We start from the raw sequence: 18,898 nt of genomic DNA on the forward strand, positions 1-18,898 counted from the left end.
GTACGGTGAAGGCACCGAGCGCACTTCCCCCGTACGTCCCCCGCACCACCCCCAGCCCATCAGACCTCACGAACAGGAGACCGACGTGCCGGTCCTTCCTGGAGCCGAGCCGTACCGCCACGAGGGCGGAGAGGTCGGCGTCCTTCTGTGTCACGGATTCACCGGTTCCCCGCAGTCGCTCCGCCCCTGGGCCGAGTACCTGGCCGAGCGCGGCCTCACCGTGTCGCTGCCGCTGCTGCCCGGGCACGGCACCCGCTGGGAGGACATGGCCGTCACCGGCTGGCAGGACTGGTACGCGGAGGTGGACCGGGCCCTGCAGGAGCTGCTCGCCGACTGCTCGACGGTCTTCGTCTTCGGGCTCTCCATGGGCGGCGCGCTGTCGCTGCGGCTCGCCGCGAGGTACGGCGACCGGATCGCCGGCGTCGTGGTCGTGAACCCGGCGAACAAGGTGCACGGCCTGTCCGCGTACGCCCTTCCGGTCGCCCGCCATCTGGTGCGCACGACGAGGGGGCTGACCAGCGACATCGCGAAGGAGGGCGTCGAGGAGGTCGGCTACGACCGGGTGCCGCTGCACGCGGCGCACTCGGTGCGGGCGTTCTTCCGGCTGGTGGACAAGGAGCTGCCGCAGGTCACGCAGCCGATGCTGCTGCTGCACAGCCCGCAGGACCACGTGGTGCCGCCGGCGGACTCGGCGCGGATCCTCAGCCGGGTGTCCTCCACGGACGTGAAGGAGATCCTGCTGGAACAGAGCTACCACGTGGCGACGTTGGACCACGACGCGGAGCGCATCTTCGAGGAGAGCTGGGCCTTCATCGGCCGGCTCGCTCCGGACGTCGAGGCGACGAAGGGAAGCACGAGCGGTGGCTGAGCAGCAGGACGGCGGCGAGCGGGAGCCGCAGCCGATCGACGAGGAGGCCGCGTGGGCGGCGATCGTCGCGGGCTACGGCGAGGAACCGGCCGATCCTCCGGGCACGAAGCCGTTCCGCCCGGTGGAGGACCTGGCGCTGCCCGCGTACGAGGAGCCGTCCGCGGCGGGCTCGGACGCGGACGACGACGGCGACGGTGACGGTGACGACGAGGACGCGGACGACGAGGAGGACGAGGACGGCGAGGACGCGGTCGGGGACGCGGTCGGGGGTGCGCGCGAGCCGGACGCCGACAAGGGTCCGGTGAAGCCCCCGCTGGGCAGCTCGATCGTGTTCGCCCCCGGAGTGGGGCCCGGCCCGGGCCCGCGCGACTACTCGGTCGTCGACCCGGACGACGCGCCGGTGGCGCGGAAGAAGGGCAAGGGCGACGACGAGGACGACGACGAGGGCCACTTCGTCCCGCCGGAGCCCCCGCCGCTGCCGGAGGCCGACGCGACGACGAAGTTCGCCTGGCTCGGCGTGATCGGCAGCCCGGTCCTGATGCTGCTCGCGGTGCTCTTCCAGTGGGAGATGACCTGGTGGCTGACCACCGTCTGCGTCGTCGGCTTCCTGGGCGGCTTCGCCACGCTGGTGGCCCGCATGAAGCACGACGACGAGGACGACGACCACGACGACCCGGGCCGCGGCGCGGTGGTGTAGCGCTCAGCCGGCGGTGTCCGCCGCGCGTCAGGCGGGTGGGATCCGGAGGGCGGCCAGGACCGGGAGGTGGTCCGTGGCCGCTCTCAGGTCGTGGGGGGTGACGCCCGGGAGGTCGGTGGGGACGCCGCAGCCGAGGACCTCGATGCCGGGAGTGGCGAAGACCGCGTCGATGCGGCGGCGCGGGTCCGTGGGGGTGAAGGTGTGCTCGCCGCCCCAGGGGCGCACCGCGCGGCAGTCCTGGAGTTCCGCGGCGAGGCGCCGGAAGCTGCGGCCCTCGGGGCGGTCGTTGATGTCGCCGGCCACGATGCCGTGCGGCACGTCCATGGCCTTGAGCCGGTCCAGGAGCAGCCCGGTCTGCGCGTACCGCTCGTGGGCCTGGAGGCTGAGGTGGCAGCTGATGAGGCCGATCCGGGCGCGGGCGATGCGGACGACGGCGGTGGCCAGGCCCCTGCGGTACAGGCCCGGGGTGCGCGGCAGCAGCACGTCCTCGGTGCGTTCCACGGTCGCCCGCAGGGAGCAGAGCAGCAGCGGACCCGCGGCGGAGCCGCCGCCGGTGAGCACGAGCAGCTCGCTCTTGGCGGCGAGCCGGGCGGCGTGCTTGCGCCAGCGGAAGAACAGCGGCGCCTCCTGGACGAACACGAGGTCCGGCGCGCAGGCGCGGATCACGCGGGCGAGGGCGTCCTCGTCGTCGCGCAGCGAGCGCACGTTGTAGCTGAGCACCCGGACGACGGCCGAACCGTCCGCCTCGGTACGGGACTCGGGCAGCGCGGTGTTCCCCATGCCCGGCAACATACGTCACCCGCCCGCCGAGCCCCAGGGGGCACGACGGGCGGGTGACGGTGCGTCGGCGGAGGTCAGCCCTGACGGGCGAGGTCCGCGGCGCCGACCAGGCCGGCCTTGTTGCCGAGCTGGGCGGCGAGGACCTGGGCGTGCGGGCGCCACTGGGAGCCGACCAGCCAGCGGCGGAAGGACTTCCGGATCGGCTCCAGGACCAGCTCGCCCTCGTCCGAGACGCCGCCGCCGACGATGAACGCGGACGGGTCGAACAGCGAGGCGAGGTCGGCGAGTCCGGCGCCGGCCCAGCGGGCCAGCTCGCGGAAGGAGTCCAGGGCGACGCGGTCGCCCTGCCGGGCCGCCGCGCTGACGTGCTTGCCCTCGATGCCCTCGGGCGTGCCGTCGCCGAGCCCGAGCAGGATCCGCGCGTTCTCCGGGGTCGCGGCGGCGCGCTGCTTCGCGTACCGGACGAGGGCGCGGCCGGAGGCGTACTGCTCCCAGCAGCCCTGGCTGCCGCAGCCGCAGAGCAGGCCGTCGGGCACGACCCGGATGTGCCCGAACTCGGCGGCCACGCCGAAGCGTCCGCGGCGCAGCTTGTTGCCGATGATGATGCCGCCGCCGAGCCCGGTGCCGAGGGTGATGCAGATGACGTCCTCGTGGCCCTGGCCGGCGCCGAAGCGGTACTCGCCCCAGGCGGCCGCGTTGGCGTCGTTCTCCACGACGACGGGCAGGCCGACGCGCTGCTCGACCTTGTCCTTCAGCGGCTCGTGCCGCCAGTCGATGTTCGGCGCGAACAGGACGGTGGCGCGCTTGTCGTCGACGTAGCCGGCGGCGCCGATGCCGACGGCCTCGATCCGGTGTCCCTTGCCGGCCTCGGAGACCGCGGCGCCGATCGCGTCGACGATGCCGTCGGGGGTCGGCGGAGTGGGCACCGTGTGGGTGTCGAGGATCGTGCCCTCTTCGTCGACCACACCGGCCGCGATCTTCGTACCGCCGATGTCGACGCCGATGGTGAGTCCCATGTGTCCCTCAGTTTTCGGTCGTGCCCCGCTAGGGCCACCGTACCCGAGGGGACCGGCCGTCCCGGTCAGTCGCCGGGGTCCCGTCCGGTTCCCGCTCAGTCGAGGTCGATGGGCTCGCCGGGGCCGGGGCCGTCGTCGCGGGGGTCGTCGCGCGGGTCGTTCTTCTCGGGGCGGCCGGGCTGCTCGCGGGTCCAGCGCTGTTCGTGGCCCTGGACGGCGGAGCGGTAGGCGGCGAGCAGTTCGTTGCCGGCGGCGGCGAGGTGGTCGAAGACCTGCGGGTTGCGCTCGATGACCGGCTCGACGGCGGCCTTCGCCTGGTTGACGAACTGCTGCACGGCGCCCTGGGCGGCCGCCCCCATGAGCGGGGACTTCAGCCCGGAGACCTTGTCGGCGACGGCCTCGAAGAGCTTGCGGAACTCCTCGGCGGCGGAGCCGGGCTCGCCGCCGCCGTTCGCCCGGCGGCGGGCCTTCTCGGCTTCCAGGTCCTCGGCGCAGGCCCTGGCCCAGGCGTCCGAGTCGACGGAAGGACGCTCACCGGCATCGCTCATGACGCACTCCTCGGGCGGGCCGCGCGGCGGGACGCTGTCCCCGCCGTCTGTCTACCGTCGACGTTACCCGAACGGACGCGGCCCGTTCACGGGGTCCGTTCACGGGGTCCGTACCGGCGGGACGGCGCCCTTCGGCCACAGTTCCGGGTCGGGGGTGAACCGGATGCGCAGTTCGCCGTCGACGAGCGCGGCGCCGGAGACGGTGCAGCGGCGCAGCACGGGGGCGAGGGGCAGCACGCGGCGGAACGGGCCGACGCCGAGGAGCAGTTCGTCGCCGCGGCGGACGAGGGCGAGGTCCTGCTTGGCGGCGCCGGGGACCGGCAGCCGCCAGGTGAGGACGCCGCCGGGCCCGTCGGGCTCGTCGACGGCGGAGCGCGGGGCGGGCAGCAGGCGCGGGTCGGCGGCGGGCTCGTCGGGCAGCCCGAGGGCGGCCAGGTCCTCCGGGCCCCGGGGCTCGCGGCCGAGGTGGGGCAGGGGGTGCACGGAGCCGTACGCGGCGCGGAGCTCGTCCAGCCCGGCGTGCTGGCGCTCGGCCCAGGCGGCGAGCCAGGGGTCGGGCGAGCCGGCGGGCAGGACGCGGTTGGCGACGAGCCGCTCCACGCGCAGTCCGTGCAGGGCCAGGCCGAGGCGGGCGGTGCGCAGGGCGTCGGCGGCGGCCGGACCGGGTTCGGCGACGAGGCGTACGGCGGTGTCGGGGGCGTCGACGACGTCCTGGACGGCGGCGAGCTCGGCCTCCCAGCGGGCGGCGGTCTCGTACAGCCACTGGGCGGGCATGGGGACGCCGGCGAGCTGGGCGAGCATGGGGCGCAGGGCGCGGGCGGCCTGCCGCTCGGGCGGCAGCAGGCGGCGCAGGTAGCGGCGGAGCTGCTCGGGCAGGGCGAGCAGGGCGATCGCCTCGGGCAGCGGCGGCAGGTCGGCGACGACGAGCTCGTGGCCGCCGGCGGCGGCGTCGCGCAGGGCGCGGAGCAGGGCGAACTCGGTGCTGCCGGGGAGTTCGGTCAGCTCCGCGTCCTCGAAGGGGGCGGCGCCGAGGAGGTCGAGGGCGGCGGCGGACCGTTCCTGGAGGGCGAGGAACTCGCGGCGGAAGTCGCCGCCGGCGTCGGGCCGGAGCACGTCGAGCCCCTCGGGGACGTCACCGAGGACGGCGTCGGCCTCGGCGGAGACCAGCACGACCCGACGCCCGGCCCGCGCCGCGGCGAGCGCGGTGGCGGCGGCGACGGTGGTCCGGCCTGCGCCACCGGGGCCGGTGACAAGAATGATCCGCATGCCCCGACCGTACCGGTGCGGCTCGCTCCCACGGCCCGCCGGGGCCGGGCACGGGCCCGGCTCGTGGGGCTTACGCGCCCGACTCGACGCGCTTCTTCAGGCCCGCCAGGGCGCGGTCGATGATGACCTTCTCGGCCTTGCGCTTGATCATGCCGAGCATGGGGATCTTGACGTCCACCGTCAGCTGGTACGTGACCTCGGTGCGGTCGCCGGAGCCGGCCGGCCGGAGGCGGTACGAGCCGTCGAGGGCGCGCAGCATCTGGGACTTGACCAGCGTCCAGCTGACCTCGTCGTCGCCGGTCCAGGTGTACGCCAGGGTGTGGTCGTCCTTGATCGCGCCCGCGTCGAGCAGCAGCCGGACCTGCTCCGCGCGGCCCGCCGCGTCCGTCTTCAGGACCTCGGCCTCCTTCACCTCGCCGGTCCACTCGGGGTAGCGGGCGAAGTCGGCGATCACGCGCATGACATCGGCCGGGGCCGCCTCGATGGTGATGCTCGAGCTGGTGTGTTCCGCCATCGCGGGGGCTCCTCGAGTGAGCGAAGGAAGAGGACGGGACGAAGGCTATCGCGTGCTCCTCGTGTCACCACTCCAGGGCCCACGGCCTCCCGGTCGAGGCGAAGTGGCCCACGTTCACGCACTCGGTGACCCCTATCCGCATCCGCCGGGCGAGCGGCTGGTGGACGTGGCCGAACAGGGCGTAGCGCGGGCGGGCGCGGCGGATCGCGTCGAGCAGGGCCCGGCTGCCGCGTTCGAAGCGCCGGGCGACGGTGTCGTACGTGAGCTCCGGGACGTCCGGCGGGATGTGCGAGCAGAGCACGTCGACCTCCCCCAGGGCCTCGACCTTCGCCGCGTACTCCTCGTCGGAGATCTCGTACGGGGTGCGCATGGGGGTGCGCAGGCCGCCGCCGACGAAGCCGAAGACCCGGCCGCCGATCTCCACGCGTTCGCCGTCGAGGACGGTGGTGCCGGGGCCGGCGTACTCCGGCCAGAGGGCCGGGATGTCGACGTTGCCGTACGTGGCGTACGTCGGCGTGGGAAAGGCGGCGAACAGCTCGGCGTACTGGCGGCGCACGGCGGACTCGATGGCGGTCTCGCGGTCGATGCCGAGCTCGGCCCAGAGCCGTCGGCCGAGGTCACGGGCCTCGTCGAAGCGCCGGGCGGTGCGCAGCTCCACGATCAGATCGGCGTTCGCCTCGCCGAAGAGATCGGGGAAGATCCCCCGCGAATGGTCGGCGTAGTCGAGGAAGAGGACCAGGTCCCCGAGGCAGACCAGCGCGTCCGCCCCGTCCCCCGCCTTGGCGAGACCGCCGGTGTTCCCGTGCACGTCACTGACCACATGGACTCGCATGGCCCCCACCTTAGGGCGTCGGACCTGCGGTTACTTGGGAGTCTCGAGAGCGGTGGACTACTGTGCGCGAAAGCACCCCCACAGGTGTGTGATGCACGGAACATCTGGCCGGGACCCCCTATCGGGAACCACGTACTGATGGGTAACGTCCGGGCAGTCCAGTCGTGCTCTTGCCCCCACGGGAGCACACCCGGTCGTGGACCGCACCGGTGCATCACCACAGAGCCGTGGCGCCGGCGCCCGATGAGGAGCAGCAGTCTTGCGCGAGTTCAGCCTTCCGGCCCTTTACGAGGTCCCCGCGGACGGCAATCTGACCGATCTCATCCGCCGCAACGCCGCGCAGCACCCAGACGTCGCCGTGATGGCGCGCAAGGTGGCGGGCGCGTGGGCGGACGTCACCGCGAAGCAGTTCCTCGCCGAGGTGCGCGGCGTGGCCAAGGGCCTGATCGCCTCGGGCGTGGGCGTCGGCGACCGGGTCGCCCTGCTGTCGCGGACGCGGTACGAGTGGGTGCTGCTCGACTTCGCGATCTGGAGCGCGGGCGCGGTGACCGTGCCGGTGTACGAGACGAGTTCGCCGGAGCAGATCCAGTGGATCCTCGGCGACTCGGGCGCGACGCTGGCGCTGGTGGAGTCGGCGGCGCACGAGGCGTCGGTGGAGTCGGTGCGGGCGAACCTGCCGGCGCTGAAGGGCGTCCGGCAGATCGAGGACGGCGCGCTGGCGCGGCTGACGGAAGCGGGCGCGGAGATCTCCGACGAGCTCCTCGACGAGCGGATGTCGGCGGCGAACGCGGACGACGTCGCGACGATCGTGTACACCTCGGGCACCACGGGCCGGCCGAAGGGCTGTGTGCTGACGCACCGGGCGTTCTTCGCGGAGTGCGGCAACGTGGTGGAGCGGCTGAAGCCGCTGTTCCGTACCGGCGAGTGCTCGGTGCTGCTGTTCCTGCCGGCCGCGCACGTCTTCGGCCGGCTGGTCGAGGTGGCGTCGGTGATGGCGCCGATCCGGCTGGGCTGTCTGCCGGACATCAAGAACCTGACCGACGAACTGGCCTCGTTCCGGCCGACGTTGATCCTCGGTGTGCCGCGGGTCTTCGAGAAGGTCTACAACTCGGCGCGGGCGAAGGCGCAGGCGGACGGCAAGGGCAAGATCTTCGACAAGGCCGCGCACACGGCGATCGCGTACAGCCGGGCGCTGGGCACGCCGCAGGGGCCGTCCCTCGGTCTGCGGCTGAAGCACAAGCTCTTCGACAAGCTGGTCTTCAGCAAGCTGCGGGCGGTGCTGGGCGGGCGCGGCGAGTTCGCGATCTCGGGCGGTGCGCCGCTGGGCGAGCGGCTCGGCCACTTCTTCCGCGGCATCGGCTTCACGGTGCTGGAGGGCTACGGCCTGACGGAGTCCTGCGCGGCGACGGCGTTCAACCCGTGGGACCGGCAGAAGATCGGCACGGTCGGGCAGCCGCTGCCGGGCTCGGTGGTGCGGATCGCCGACGACGGCGAGGTGCTGCTGCACGGCGAGCACATCTTCAAGGAGTACTGGAACAACCCGGCGGCGACGGCGGAGGCGCTGGCCGACGGCTGGTTCCACACCGGTGACATCGGCACGCTCGACGAGGACGGCTACCTCGCGATCACCGGCCGGAAGAAGGAGATCCTGGTGACGGCGGGCGGCAAGAACGTCGCCCCTGCGGTCATCGAGGACCGGATCCGGGCGCACGCGCTGGTCGCGGAGTGCATGGTCGTCGGCGACGGCCGCCCGTTCGTGGGCGCGCTGGTCACGCTGGACGAGGAGTTCCTGGGCCGCTGGGCCGCGGAGCACGGCAAGCCGGCGGGCTCGACGGCGGCGACGCTCCGCGAGGACGCGGACCTGCTGGCGGAGGTCCAGCGCGCGATCGACGACGGCAACGCGGCGGTCTCGAAGGCGGAGTCGGTCCGCAAGTTCCGCGTGCTGACGACCCAGTTCACGGAGGAGGCGGGCCACATCACCCCGTCCCTCAAGCTGAAGCGCAACGTGGTCGCGAAGGACTTCGCCGACGAGATCGAGGCGATCTACCGCGCGTAACGCGCCCCGTACGACACCCGCACGCCCGTGGCAGCCCCGAAGGGGCACGGCCACGGGCGTCCGCGTTCTCGGCTCCCGCCCGCCCCTGGCCGTGATCCCGCCGTGGGCGTTCCCTCAAGGGAGCGGGTCGAGGTTCTCCACCACCTTGGCCGGGGCGCGCAAAGCGCGGCGCCACGTGCAGGAGAACGTGTGCCCGCGCACGGCCAGGACGACCGCACAGACGCCGACGAGGGCGGCGAGCACGGCGGCGACCCCCAGGGCGCCCTGCGGCCCCGCGACGGCGTACCCGATGGCGAGCGCCGCCAGGCAGACGGCGGCGGTGACGGCCTTCAGGGCACGGCCGGTCCTCTCCGCGCAGACGATCGCCTTCCTCCGACAACGCCGCTCGGCCATGCCGTCCCCTCCCGTCGCCCGTCCCTCAGTGGAGGACGCACGGCGGCCCCGCGGGGTTGGGGGCTGGGCTACAGCAGGTCCTTCAGGCGGTCGGCCAGGAGGTCCCAGCGCCATTTTTCCTCGACCCAGGCACGGCCGCGGGTGCCCATGCGGTGGCGGAGTCCGGGGTCCTTGAGGAGGGTGACGATGCGGTCGGCGGAGTCCTCGGGGGCGTCGCCGCGGACCACCCAGCCCGTCTCGCCGTCGAGGACCGCGTCCGGCGCGCCGCCGGAGTCGCCGGCGACGACGGGGAGGCCGGTCGCGGAGGCCTCCAGGTAGACGATGCCGAGGCCCTCGACGTCCAGGCCGCCGCGCCGGGTGCGGCAGGGCATGGCGAAGACGTCGCCGGCCCCGTAGTGGGCCGGCAGCTCCTTCCAGGGCACCGAGCCGGTGAAACGTACGGAATCGGCCACTCCCGTCTCCCGGGCGAGCCGGTGCAGGTCGGCCTCGTACGGGCCGCCGCCGACGATCAGGAGGACCGCGTCCGGGACCTCGCGCAGGATCGCGGGCAGCGCCCTGATCAGGGTGTCCTGGCCCTTGCGGCGCACCAGGCGCGAGACGCAGACGACGACCGGCCGGTCCGTCAGCCCGAGGCGGGCGCGCACCTCCGCCCCGCCCGAGTCCGGGTGGAAGGTCTTCTCGTCGACGCCCGGCGGCAGCTGCGCCATCCGCCCCGCCGCGGCCGGCGTCAGCGCGGAGGCGATCCGGCTGCGGGTGTACTCGCCGAGGTACGTGAGCGTGTCCGTGCCGTCCCCGATCCGCCGCAGCAGCTGCCGCGCCGCCGGGAGCTGCGCCCAGCCCGCCTCGTGCCCGTGCGTCGTCGCCACGATCCGCCGCGCCCCGGCCCGCCGCAGCGCCGGGGCCATCAGGCCGAGCGGCGCCGCCGCGCCGAACCAGACCGACTCGCAGCCGTGCTCGCGCAGCAGCCCGGCCGCGCGCGCCGTCACCCGGGGGGTGGGCAGCAGCATGGTGGTGCGGTCCCGCACGACCGTGAAAGGCTGTTCCGCGTCGAACGCCTGGGTCGCCGCCACACCCTCGCGGCTGCGCTTCCACGTGGAGGCGTAGACGACGATCCGTTCGGGATCCAGACGGAGCGCCATGTTGTGCAGGAACGCCTGGATTCCACCGGGTCGTGGCGGGAAGTCGTTGGTTACGATCAAGGTCTTGTGCATCGTCGCCGACAGTACCGAACGGCCCCGAGCCGTGGCTCCGGCACAACCCCGCCCGGCATCACAAATCCCGCTACCGCGGACATACACGACAAGGACGAGGTAGGAATGACGGGCGCGACCGCGCGATCGACGCTGACCGCACTTCGGCTTCCGCTCGGGTTGTGGGCCCTGACCAGGGTCCTGCTCCTGCTCTGCGTCTTCCGGGTGATCGTGGTCCCGGGTCCGGACGTCACCACCGACATCGCGGTGATCTACCAGGACTGGAGCCACGTCCTGAAAGCGGGCACGTACCCGCTGGACGACGTCACCTGGCAGTACCCGCCCGGCGCCGCCCTCGCGATCCTGTCCCCCGGCCTGTTGCCGTTCCTCGACTACCCCGCGGCCTTCTTCCTGCTGGCCTGGGCCTGCGACGCCGTGGTGTTCGGGCTGCTGCTGTACACGGGCCGCCGCCGCGGCCGGTCCCTGCGCGGGGCGTGGCTGTGGATCGCGGGCGTCCCGCTGCTCGGCCCGACGGCGTACGCCCGGTACGACCTGATGGTCACCGCGGTCGCCGTGGCCGCGCTGCTCGCGGCGCTGCGCCGGCCGAGCGTGCTCGGCGCGCTGGCGGCCTTCGGCGCGATGCTGAAGGTCTGGCCGGCGCTGCTGCTGGCCGGCACACCGCGCGGCCGGGCGACGCTGCGCTCCTGGTCGGCGGCCGCGGGCGTCGGCGTGGCGCTGCTGCTGGTGTTCAGCGCCTGGATGCCGGGCGCCTTCGCGTTCCTCACGTTCCAGCGGGACCGGGGCACGGAGGTCGAGTCGCTGGGCGCGCTGGTGTTCCACGTGGCCCGGCACTTCGGCTGGGAGGGACAGGTGCTGCTGAACTACGGCTCGGTGGAGTTCCTCGGCCCGTACGTCCCGCAGGTGAGCACCGCGGCGATGGCGCTGACGGCGGCCGCCTTCGGCTGGCTGCTGGTGTGGCGGGTCCGGGCCCGGCTGTTCTCGTCGTCGACGGTGGCGGACGCGGCGTTCACGGCGGTGCTGCTGTTCACGGTGACCAGCCGGGTGATCAGCCCGCAGTACATGATCTGGCTGGTGGGCCTGGCCGCGGTCTGTCTGGCGTACCGTTCCAGCGCCATGCGGCGGCCCGCGCATCTGGTGCTCGTGGCGACGGCGGTGACGCAGTTCGAGTTCCCGGTGTGGTTCTCGCACGTCGTGGACAGCGACCCGCTGGGCTTGTTGCTGCTCCTGGTGCGCAACGGGCTGCTGGTGTGGGCGTCGGTCTCGGCCTGCCGCGGCCTGTGGCGGCAGACGGTTCCCGCCGCCCGGCCGGCCGCGGCCCCCGTGCCCGCTCCGGCCCGCGCCGGTCAGCCCGCGCGGGACGGGAGCCTGCTCGGCTCCTGACCGGCGGGCCGCAGGGCCCGGCGGTGCAAGGCGGTCAGCGCGGCGCACTGGCCGCCCATCGCCAGCGCCATGCCGAGGCAGACCCCGGGCAGCCCGAGCCCGGCGGGCCCGGAGAGCCCGTACGCGAGCGGCAGCTGCACCAGCACGCCGGCCACCGTCACCCGGGCGAGGAGGGGCGTGCCGCCGCTGCCCTCGAACACCCCGGCCAGGCCGATGAACACGCCCATGAGCACCAGGTACGGCCCGAGGCAGCGCAGGTACAGCGCCCCGGCGGCGGCCACCTCGGGCGCCGCGCCGAAGGCTCGCATCACCGGGCCGGCGACGAGCAGCAGCAGGACGGCCGCGGCCGCGCCGAGCGCCCCGCCGAGCAGCCGCACCTCCCGGCCGACCGCCCGCCGGGCGTCCCGGCCGGTGCCGAGCAGGTGGGCGGTGTGGATCGCGGCGGCCTGGCAGACGGCGTAGAACGCCATGGTGGCGACGTACATGGCCTTGGTGGCGATGCCGTACGCGGCGACCTCGGCGACCCCGAGCCGCGCCACGACGGCGACGAGGACGAGCGTCCCGGCCATCCGCACCGCGAAGTCCACCGCCATCGGGAAGCCGGTGGCCGTGGTCCGCCGCAGGGCCGCGCCGAGGCCCTCGGCGGGCGGTACGGCCCGGGCGGCGCGCAGGAGCGCGTCGCGGCGCAGCGCGTACAGCCCGGCGGCGAGCGCGACGGCGCGCCCGAGGACGGTCGCGAGGGCGGCGCCGGCGACGCCGTACACGCCGATGAGCAGCGGGTCGAGGACGAGGATCAGGCCGTTGGACAGGAACGCCAGGCGCATCGGCGTCCGGGTGTTCCCGGCGCCCTTGAGGATGCCGTCGACGACATGGCCGGCGAAGAAGACGGCCGTGCCGGGCAGCGAGACCGCGAAGTAGCCGGCGGCGAGCCCGGCCGCCCCGCCCTCCCCCAGGAGCAGCCGGGCCAGCGGCTCGCGCAGCAGGTACCCGCCGACGGCGACCGGCGGGACGAGCAGCGCGCACAGGGCGGCACCGCCGCGCACGGCGGCCCGTACGGCGGCGGGTTCGCCGGCCCCGCGGGCGCGGGCGACGAGCACGGTGGTCCCGGAGCCGGCCATGAGGACCACGCCGAGCAGCACGTTCTCGACGTTGGTGGCGACCGCGACGGCGGCCACCGCGGCGGGGCCGAGGCGGGCCACCCAGACCATGTTGACGATCCCGGCGGCGACCGAGGCCAGCAGCTCGAAGTAGACCGGATACGCCAGCGCGACGAGCCGTCCGCGGTGCTCCATTATTCCCCCTTTTCGCATACCTCGATTCGAGGTACCTCGATGAGAGGTATCATGAGGGCCGCGGACACGACAAGTGCGAGAGGAGGGCGGGATGCTGGAGCTGTCGATCCTCGGCTTCCTGCACGAGGGCCCGCTGCACGGCTACGAGCTCAAGGAACGCCTCCACGGACTGAGCGGCCACCTCCGGCCGGTCAGCGACGGCGCGCTGTACCCGGCGCTCACCCGCCTGGTGAAGACGGGCCTCCTGGAGAGCCGTACGGAGCCGGGCGCGGGCGGGGCCGCTCGGCGGACGCTGTCGCTCACGGACGCGGGCCGGGCGGAGCTGCGCTCCCGGCTGAGCGAGCCCAAGGAGGCCGAGATCACCGACGGTCAGCGCTTCAACACCGTGCTCGCCTTCCTCGGCCTGCTGGACTCCCCCGCCGCGCAGGCCGCCGTACTGCGCCGCCGGCTCGCGTTCCTGGAGACGCCGGCCAGCTTCTTCTACCGGGACGGCGCCCCGGTCCGCGCCGAGCAGGAGCCGGACCTCTTCCGCGCCGGGATGCTCCGCGTCGCCCGCGCCACCGGCACCGCGGAGAAGGCCTGGCTGAAGGAGGCGCTCGCGGTGCTCGACGGGCTCAGCGCAGACGCTCCGTCAGATACGCCCGCCAGCGGGCCGTGAACTCCTCCGGCGTCGTGGTCAGCACGTCCCCCAGGGCCTTCTCGACCGCGCCCTCGCGGCGCGGATGGGCGGCGACGGCCGCGTAGAAGTCGGTCAGCGCGCGCTCGCCCCAGGCGGAGGCGATCAGCTCGCAGGCCAGCCAGCCCGACTCGTACGCCCGGGCCAGCGCGTCGCCGTCGCCGGAGAAGGCGAAGTCCTCGTCGTCCGGGAGGCGGTCCGGCGCCTCGCCCGCCAGCACCGCGCGCCGCAGCTCCGGTGCCGTCTGCGCGGCGGTGCGTCCGCCGCCCCGGTACGCGGCCCAGTCGGCGAAGCCCTCCGAGAGCCACATCGGGGTGGCGGCCGAGGTGTGCGCCCGGGTGGCGACGTGCGTCGTCTCGTGGGTGAGCACCACCTGGCGGCCGTACGCGCCGAGCACGCCGTACGCCTCGGGGTTGACGATCACCCGGTCCGCGGGCGCGTCGGGCCCGCCGCCGGTCTCGCCGGTGGTCACCGCAGCGATGCCCCGGTACCCGGCCGCGGGCGCGCCGAGCAGCCGGCCCATCGCGTCGAGGGAGTCGGGGGCGAGCAGCACCACCCGGCCCGCCCAGGGCCTCGGCCAGGCCGCGGAGACCGCGGGCGCGGCGCGGTCCGCGCCGGCGGCCAGCTCGCGCAGCCGCGCCGCGCTCCGGCCCACTCCGAGCACCAGGCTGCGCGCCCCGCGCACCACGTCCACCTCGCCCTGCTGCCACAGCTGCTGGGCGGCGCCTGCGGCGGTCCGCTCCCCGGTCACGTACCAGCGGCCGTCGCGCTCGGTCAGGTCCAGGACGAGCGAGGTGGTGACCGGGCCCGCGTCGTGGCCCCGGAGCCGGTGGCCGAGCTCGGCCTCGGCGACCGCCGTGCCGTCGCCGTTCCGGTCGACGTCCGTCACCCGGTACGTCCAGGACGCGAAGGGCACCTCGTCGAGGTTCGCGTAGAGGCGGCGCGCGGCGGCGACGGCGGCCGGGTCGGCGGGGTCGACGACGGCGGCGTATCCGGCGGGGTCGTGGTCGAGCACGGCGCGGGCGCGCCGGTCCAGGAGCCGCTGGATCTCGCCGCGCGCGGGGTCCGCCGGGGCGGCGGCCGGCCCGCAGCCGGCGAGCGGGCCGAGAAGGGCGAGCAGGCAGGCGGCCGCGCGCCGCGCTCGTCCCCTCCCCTGCCCTGCCACCCTCCCGATCGTACGGTCAGACGCGGGTGACCGTGACGTCGGACATCATGTTCACCGGGTCGTAGCGGACGCTGGCGCCTGGGTAGGGGGCGTGGATCACCTGGCCGTTCCCCGCGTAGATGGCCACGTGGCTGGCGTCGCCGCGGTACGTGACGAGGTCGCCGGGCCGGGCCTCGGAGAGCGGCACCCGCCGGCCCGCGTGCCGCTGCGCCTGCGAGGTGCGCGGCAGGCTCACCCCGGCCTGCCGGTACGACCAGACCATCAGGCCCGAGCAGTCGAAGCCGGACGGGCCGGTGGCGCCCCAGACGTACGGCTTGCCGACCGCGCTGCGCGCGGCCATCAGCGCCGCGGCGGCCCGGGAGGAGGAGGCCCCGAGACCGGCGAGCGGCGGGAGTTCGCCGTCGCGGCCGGACCGGGAGGCCCGGTCGAAGTCCGCCCGCTCCGCCTCGGGCAGGGCCTCCAGGGCGCGTCGGGCCTCGGCGAGTTTCCGTTCGACCGTGCGCTTGTGGCGGGCGACCTGCTGCCGGCTGCGCTCGAGTTCGGCGAGGGCGAGGCTCGCCTCGGCGCGTTCCTGGTCGAGGTGGCGCAGTTCGCGCTGGAGCCGGGTGAGGGAGTCGCCCTGGCGGGCGGTCATCCGGTCCAGCGCGGCGGCCCGGTCGAGGTAGGTGTCCGGGCGGGAGGAGAGCAGCAGGTCGAGCACGGGGTCGAGGCCGCCGGAGCGGTACTGGGCCCCGGCGAGCGTGCCGAGGGCGCCGCGCATGCGGTTGATCCGCTCCTGGCCGCGGGCGACGCTGTCACGGGCGCGGGAGACCTCGGCGCGCAGCCGGTCGGCGCGTTCGTCCGCCTTGTTGTAGCCCTCGGTGGCGCGTTCGGCCTCCTCGAAGAGCCGGTCGACCGTGGCCCGGGTCGCGGGGGCGCCGCCGTGCGGGTCGGCGAGCGCGGGCGCGGCGCCGCCGAGGGCGGCCGCGGCGGTGGCCGCCGCGGCGGACAGAACGGTGGCCTTCGAGGGCCGGCGATGGGACGCCACGTACCGCGCTCCTTCCGGGTAGCTGTCGCGACGGCAGACAGTAACCCGTCCGTCACCCGGTACCAACGAAGGCGCCGCGTACGCACAGTGACGCCCCGCCGGAGTTCACAGGTCACCGGCGGGGCGTGGAGTCAGTGCGGGGCGGAGCGATTTCGCCCGAACGGAGTCCGGCGAGGCGTCAGATGCGGACGCCGAACTGGAAGGTGCCCATGTAGTCCATGGACTCGTAGCGGACGACCGCGCCCGGCTTGGGGGCGTGCAGGATCGTGTTGTTGCCCGCGTACAGGCCCACGTGCGACAGGCTGTTGAAGAAGACCAGGTCGCCCGGCTTGAGCTGGCTGCGGCCGATCTTCACGCCGTCGTTCTGCTGGGTGTAGGTGGTGCGGCTGATGCCCACGCCGGCCTGGCGGTAGGCCCACTGCGTCAGACCGGAGCAGTCGTACGAGTTGGGGCCCTCGGCGCCGGAGACGTACGGCTTGCCGATCTGGGTGGCGGCGGCGTTCAGGGCGGCGGCGCCGCGCTGGGAGGCCGGGACCTCATTGCCGAGGTCGACGCGCTCGCCGGCGGCGCGGCTGGCGCGCTGCTCGTCGGCCTGGATCTTGGCGCGCTCGGCGGCGGTCAGGGTGTTGAGCAGCTTCTGGGCCTCGGCGAGCTTGCCCTGGAAGGACTTCTTCTTCTCGCCGAGCGTCTTGCGGACGCTCTCCAGGTCGGCCAGCTTCGTGGTGGCCTCGGCGCGCTGCTGGGCGAGGGTGCGCTGCTTCTCCTGGATCGACTGGAGCACGTCGGCCTGCTTGGCGCTCAACTGGTCGACGGCGGACGCCTTGTCGAGGTAGGTGTCCGGGTCGGAGGAGAGGAAGAGCTGCAGCGAGGGGTCGATGCCGCCGGAGCGGTACTGCGCGCTGGCGACCGAACCGATGCTGTCCCGCAGGGTGTTGAGCTCGGCCTGGCCGCGGGCCACCTTGTCCTGGAGGGCGCTGATCTCCTTCTGCAGCTTGCCGCGGCGCTCCTCGGCGAGGTTGTACTGCTCCGTGGCCTCCTCGGCCTCGTGGTGCAGCTTGTCGACCTTGGACTTGACCTCGTCGATCTTCGGCTTGGGCGCGGCCTGCGCCGTCTGGGCGGAGAGGGCGACGGCCGCGGCGGCCGTGGCCGTAAGGACGGTCACACGGGTGCGGCTCGGCTGCTTGGGACGACGGTGGGACGCCACGGGGGCGAGCTCCTTATGCCTCAGGCCGCCTGGCCGCACGGGCCGGCGGGACCCTCACTGCCATCCCGGATGGATGATCAACCGCGTGAAGGTTCGAGCCCCGACCCTAGTGACCGAGTTGTGATCAGTTCAAATCCTCATCCGAAAAATCTCGCGCAGGCGGCACATTATTTACATACAGCACACGGGCAGTAGCGGGCACTTGACCCTGCGCGGATCAGAATCCGGGCATTGCGCCCAGGACTTGCCGAGCCGTCACGAGAGGCGCGAAAGGCGCTTCAGCAACAAGGCGGACGCGACCGGCCGCGCCCCCGACTTGGCGACGCCGTCGGCGACCTCGCGGTCGGTGGAGACCACCACGACCGGCCGGCCCGGCGGCTCGGCCCGGACCAGCTGACGGATCAGCTCGTCGGCCGTCACGCCCGGCTTCGAGAACAGCACCCGGACCCCGCGCGGCGGCGCGAGCAGCACCGGGGCGGCCAGTTCGGCCCCGTCGAAGACACAGGTGATCTCCGCGCCGGAACGGGCCGCGAGCGCGGACAGTCCGCCGAGCAGCCGCAGCCGCTGCTTCTCCAGCGGCATCGTCGGATAGCCGGTCTTGGTCACGTTGTAGCCGTCCACCACCAGATGCGCCTGGGGCAGCGCGAGCAGTTGGTCGAGCAGCGCCGGATCGGTCTCGGACAGCGCCCGGGCCGCGATGTCCTTCGGCGACATCCGCCCCGGCTCCACCGCGTCCACCAGGTCCGCCGGATGCACCGACACCGGCGGCAGGGCCAGTTCGCGGCGCAGGCCCTGGGCCGCGTCCAGCACCGTGTCCAGGAGCAGCCGCAGCCGCATGTCCTCCACCGAGCGGCCCTCGCGGGCGGCGCGCCGGCTGGCCTCCAGGGCCGCCTCCACCTCGGAGAGCCGGGACTTGAGCCGGCGGGTCTCGCTCTCGGCGGCCGACACCTGCGCGGCGGCCTCCGCCCGGATCGCGTCGATCTCGCCCTGGGTGCGGCGCAGCGCCGCCTCGCCGCGCTTCACGTCGCTCTGGGCGCTGCGCAGCTTGCGGTGAAGCGATTCCGCTTCCTTGCGGGCGGCCTCCAGGTCGTGGCGCAGCTGCTCGGTCTCGACGCGGCCGCGCTCCTTGGCGGCGGCCACCTCCTCGCGCAGCCGCTCCAGTTCGCGCCGGCCGGCCTCCTCGGCCCGCTCGGCGTCCGCCCGCTGGACCTCCTCGCCTGCGGCGGCGACCAGCTTGACCCAGCCGGCCGGCCGCAGCACGTACGCGGCGGCGGCCACGTCCACCGGGTCGGCGGCGGCCGGCGGACTGCCGGACTCGACGGCCGAGGCCAGCTCCGGCTCCGCCTCCTTGAACCGCTCGCCGATCCGCTGCCGGAACACCGCGTCGGTCTCCAGGGCGGCGGCCATCGCCGTACCGGCGAACTTGGCGCGGCGGCTCGGGGTGAAACGGGCGTACTGCCGCAGCGCGGACGGGAGCTCGCCGACCGTGAGCCCGCCGAAGGCGTCGGCGACCAGCGCGACGACGCGCCGCCGCACGCCCTCGGGCAGCGGTCGGTCGAGCGCCTCGGCGGCGTCGCCGGCCGCACCGCCCGGCTCACCGTCCCGTGCGGGCTGCTCCACGTTCCGTCACCTCATCGTCGTCCGCGCCGTGCCTCAGGAAGCCGTACCCGGCCTGTCCACCAGTTCGATCTGGTCCACCGCGTTGCACCAGCGGCAGCGGACCGACTCGATGGTCTCACTGAGCACCTCGCGCTCCTCCACGGTGGGCTCGCCGGCCAGGTCCAGATGGACGTACTCGACGACCTTCGAGGACCGGGTCACGTCGAAGCGGGTCAGGTTGCCGCAGAGCGTGCAGCGCCAGCGGGTCTCGGCGGTCGGCTGGGGAACCGTCGTCATGGTGCCGTCCTTCTTCCTGTTCCTTCGAGGGGTCCCGCGGTGCGCCGTCGAACTGCGGAGGTACTGCCCGTCACCCT

Annotated in this window: 19 protein-coding genes; 5 read left to right on the forward strand and 14 right to left on the reverse strand. The window is 74.2% G+C overall.

From position 1 onward, the window contains the following. Positions 1–85: 85 nt before the first annotated feature. Positions 86–868, forward strand: coding sequence for an alpha/beta hydrolase (locus ACNJ93_RS07765; RefSeq protein ID WP_418956605.1), 783 nt, complete (start codon positions 86–88; stop codon positions 866–868). Continuing rightward, a complete protein-coding gene (locus ACNJ93_RS07770) occupies positions 861–1,565 on the forward strand; it encodes a hypothetical protein (protein WP_418956606.1) in 705 nt (234 codons plus the stop codon). Before ACNJ93_RS07765 ends, ACNJ93_RS07770 begins: the two co-directional genes overlap by 8 nt. 27 nt (positions 1,566–1,592) lie before the next feature. On the opposite strand, the gene ACNJ93_RS07775 is transcribed toward ACNJ93_RS07770, so the two are convergent. The 6 genes from ACNJ93_RS07775 to ACNJ93_RS07800 all read right to left on the reverse strand — a co-directional run bounded on the left by ACNJ93_RS07775 (position 1,593) and on the right by ACNJ93_RS07800 (position 6,521). After that, positions 1,593–2,345: an endonuclease/exonuclease/phosphatase family protein gene (locus ACNJ93_RS07775; RefSeq protein ID WP_418956607.1), complete on the reverse strand. Its 753-nt coding sequence runs from the start codon at positions 2,343–2,345 to the stop codon at positions 1,593–1,595. Positions 2,346–2,419: 74 nt separating this feature from the next. Beyond that, positions 2,420–3,361, reverse strand: a complete 942-nt coding sequence (locus tag ACNJ93_RS07780; RefSeq protein ID WP_418956608.1) for an ROK family glucokinase — start codon at positions 3,359–3,361, stop codon at positions 2,420–2,422. 95 nt (positions 3,362–3,456) lie between these two features. Then, positions 3,457–3,909 (reverse strand): DUF5304 domain-containing protein, encoded by a 453-nt coding sequence (locus tag ACNJ93_RS07785; RefSeq protein WP_418956609.1) that lies wholly within the window; start codon positions 3,907–3,909, stop codon positions 3,457–3,459. Positions 3,910–4,008: 99 nt separating this feature from the next. Next, positions 4,009–5,175: an ArsA family ATPase gene (locus tag ACNJ93_RS07790; protein ID WP_418956610.1), complete on the reverse strand. Its 1,167-nt coding sequence runs from the start codon at positions 5,173–5,175 to the stop codon at positions 4,009–4,011. Positions 5,176–5,245: 70 nt separating this feature from the next. Continuing rightward, complete coding sequence (locus tag ACNJ93_RS07795) at positions 5,246–5,689, reverse strand: SRPBCC family protein (RefSeq protein WP_418956611.1); 444 nt, start codon at positions 5,687–5,689, stop codon at positions 5,246–5,248. 64 nt (positions 5,690–5,753) lie between these two features. Beyond that, positions 5,754–6,521 carry a metallophosphoesterase family protein gene (locus ACNJ93_RS07800; protein ID WP_418956612.1) on the reverse strand — a complete coding sequence of 256 codons (768 nt, stop codon included), beginning with the start codon at positions 6,519–6,521 and terminating at the stop codon, positions 5,754–5,756. 259 nt (positions 6,522–6,780) lie between these two features. Between ACNJ93_RS07800 and ACNJ93_RS07805 the strand changes: the two genes are divergently transcribed. Further along, a complete protein-coding gene (locus ACNJ93_RS07805) occupies positions 6,781–8,577 on the forward strand; it encodes an AMP-dependent synthetase/ligase (RefSeq protein ID WP_418956613.1) in 1,797 nt (598 codons plus the stop codon). A 114-nt stretch (positions 8,578–8,691) separates the two neighbouring features. On the opposite strand, the gene ACNJ93_RS07810 is transcribed toward ACNJ93_RS07805, so the two are convergent. After that, a complete protein-coding gene (locus ACNJ93_RS07810; RefSeq protein WP_418956614.1) occupies positions 8,692–8,970 on the reverse strand; it encodes a hypothetical protein in 279 nt (92 codons plus the stop codon). 68 nt (positions 8,971–9,038) lie between these two features. Then, positions 9,039–10,181, reverse strand: a complete 1,143-nt coding sequence (locus ACNJ93_RS07815; protein WP_418956615.1) for a glycosyltransferase family 4 protein — start codon at positions 10,179–10,181, stop codon at positions 9,039–9,041. A 105-nt stretch (positions 10,182–10,286) separates the two neighbouring features. On the opposite strand from ACNJ93_RS07815, the gene ACNJ93_RS07820 reads away from it, so the two are divergent. Beyond that, positions 10,287–11,561, forward strand: a complete 1,275-nt coding sequence (locus tag ACNJ93_RS07820) for a glycosyltransferase 87 family protein (RefSeq protein WP_418956616.1) — start codon at positions 10,287–10,289, stop codon at positions 11,559–11,561. Here the strand turns inward: ACNJ93_RS07820 and ACNJ93_RS07825 are convergent. Then, complete coding sequence (locus ACNJ93_RS07825) at positions 11,525–12,853, reverse strand: MATE family efflux transporter (protein WP_418956617.1); 1,329 nt, start codon at positions 12,851–12,853, stop codon at positions 11,525–11,527. The genes ACNJ93_RS07820 and ACNJ93_RS07825 overlap by 37 nt on opposite strands. A gap of 91 nt (positions 12,854–12,944) precedes the next feature. Here ACNJ93_RS07825 and ACNJ93_RS07830 point away from each other — a divergent pair, with 91 nt between their 5' ends. Then, positions 12,945–13,511 carry a PadR family transcriptional regulator gene (locus ACNJ93_RS07830; RefSeq protein ID WP_418956618.1) on the forward strand — a complete coding sequence of 189 codons (567 nt, stop codon included), beginning with the start codon at positions 12,945–12,947 and terminating at the stop codon, positions 13,509–13,511. Here the strand turns inward: ACNJ93_RS07830 and ACNJ93_RS07835 are convergent. The 5 genes from ACNJ93_RS07835 to ACNJ93_RS07855 form a co-directional block, all read right to left on the reverse strand. Continuing rightward, positions 13,468–14,694, reverse strand: a complete 1,227-nt coding sequence (locus ACNJ93_RS07835; protein ID WP_418956619.1) for a hypothetical protein — start codon at positions 14,692–14,694, stop codon at positions 13,468–13,470. The genes ACNJ93_RS07830 and ACNJ93_RS07835 overlap by 44 nt on opposite strands. 16 nt (positions 14,695–14,710) lie before the next feature. Continuing rightward, entirely contained in the window at positions 14,711–15,721 is a 1,011-nt protein-coding gene (locus ACNJ93_RS07840; RefSeq protein WP_418956620.1) for an NlpC/P60 family protein, read from the reverse strand. A 178-nt stretch (positions 15,722–15,899) separates the two neighbouring features. Continuing rightward, the gene (locus tag ACNJ93_RS07845) at positions 15,900–16,925 is read right to left on the reverse strand and encodes an NlpC/P60 family protein (protein WP_418956621.1); all 1,026 of its coding nucleotides are present in this window, start codon (positions 16,923–16,925) and stop codon (positions 15,900–15,902) included. 255 nt (positions 16,926–17,180) lie between these two features. Then, positions 17,181–18,545, reverse strand: coding sequence for an NYN domain-containing protein (locus ACNJ93_RS07850; protein WP_418956622.1), 1,365 nt, complete (start codon positions 18,543–18,545; stop codon positions 17,181–17,183). 33 nt (positions 18,546–18,578) lie between these two features. Beyond that, positions 18,579–18,821, reverse strand: a complete 243-nt coding sequence (locus tag ACNJ93_RS07855) for a hypothetical protein (RefSeq protein ID WP_393649549.1) — start codon at positions 18,819–18,821, stop codon at positions 18,579–18,581. Between the last annotated feature and the right edge of the window lie 77 nt (positions 18,822–18,898).

It is taken from the genome of Streptomyces tritici (assembly GCF_048500665.1).
GTDB classification, from domain to species: domain Bacteria; phylum Actinomycetota; class Actinomycetes; order Streptomycetales; family Streptomycetaceae; genus Streptomyces; species Streptomyces tritici.

Excerpts from the sequence above, each read along its gene's own strand:
- ACNJ93_RS07795 (WP_418956611.1), bottom strand. The coding sequence starts at position 5,689 with ATGGCGGAACACACCAGCTCGAGCATCACCATCGAGGCGGCCCCGGCC.
- ACNJ93_RS07800 (WP_418956612.1), bottom strand. The coding sequence starts at position 6,521 with ATGCGAGTCCATGTGGTCAGTGACGTGCACGGGAACACCGGCGGTCTC.
- ACNJ93_RS07855 (WP_393649549.1), bottom strand. The coding sequence starts at position 18,821 with ATGACGACGGTTCCCCAGCCGACCGCCGAGACCCGCTGGCGCTGCACG.
- ACNJ93_RS07830 (WP_418956618.1), top strand. The coding sequence starts at position 12,945 with ATGCTGGAGCTGTCGATCCTCGGCTTCCTGCACGAGGGCCCGCTGCAC.
- ACNJ93_RS07785 (WP_418956609.1), bottom strand. The coding sequence starts at position 3,909 with ATGAGCGATGCCGGTGAGCGTCCTTCCGTCGACTCGGACGCCTGGGCC.
- ACNJ93_RS07810 (WP_418956614.1), bottom strand. The coding sequence starts at position 8,970 with ATGGCCGAGCGGCGTTGTCGGAGGAAGGCGATCGTCTGCGCGGAGAGG.
- ACNJ93_RS07820 (WP_418956616.1), top strand. The coding sequence starts at position 10,287 with ATGACGGGCGCGACCGCGCGATCGACGCTGACCGCACTTCGGCTTCCG.
- ACNJ93_RS07815 (WP_418956615.1), bottom strand. The coding sequence starts at position 10,181 with ATGCACAAGACCTTGATCGTAACCAACGACTTCCCGCCACGACCCGGT.
- ACNJ93_RS07790 (WP_418956610.1), bottom strand. The coding sequence starts at position 5,175 with ATGCGGATCATTCTTGTCACCGGCCCCGGTGGCGCAGGCCGGACCACC.
- ACNJ93_RS07825 (WP_418956617.1), bottom strand. The coding sequence starts at position 12,853 with ATGGAGCACCGCGGACGGCTCGTCGCGCTGGCGTATCCGGTCTACTTC.
- ACNJ93_RS07780 (WP_418956608.1), bottom strand. The coding sequence starts at position 3,361 with ATGGGACTCACCATCGGCGTCGACATCGGCGGTACGAAGATCGCGGCC.
- ACNJ93_RS07775 (WP_418956607.1), bottom strand. The coding sequence starts at position 2,345 with ATGGGGAACACCGCGCTGCCCGAGTCCCGTACCGAGGCGGACGGTTCG.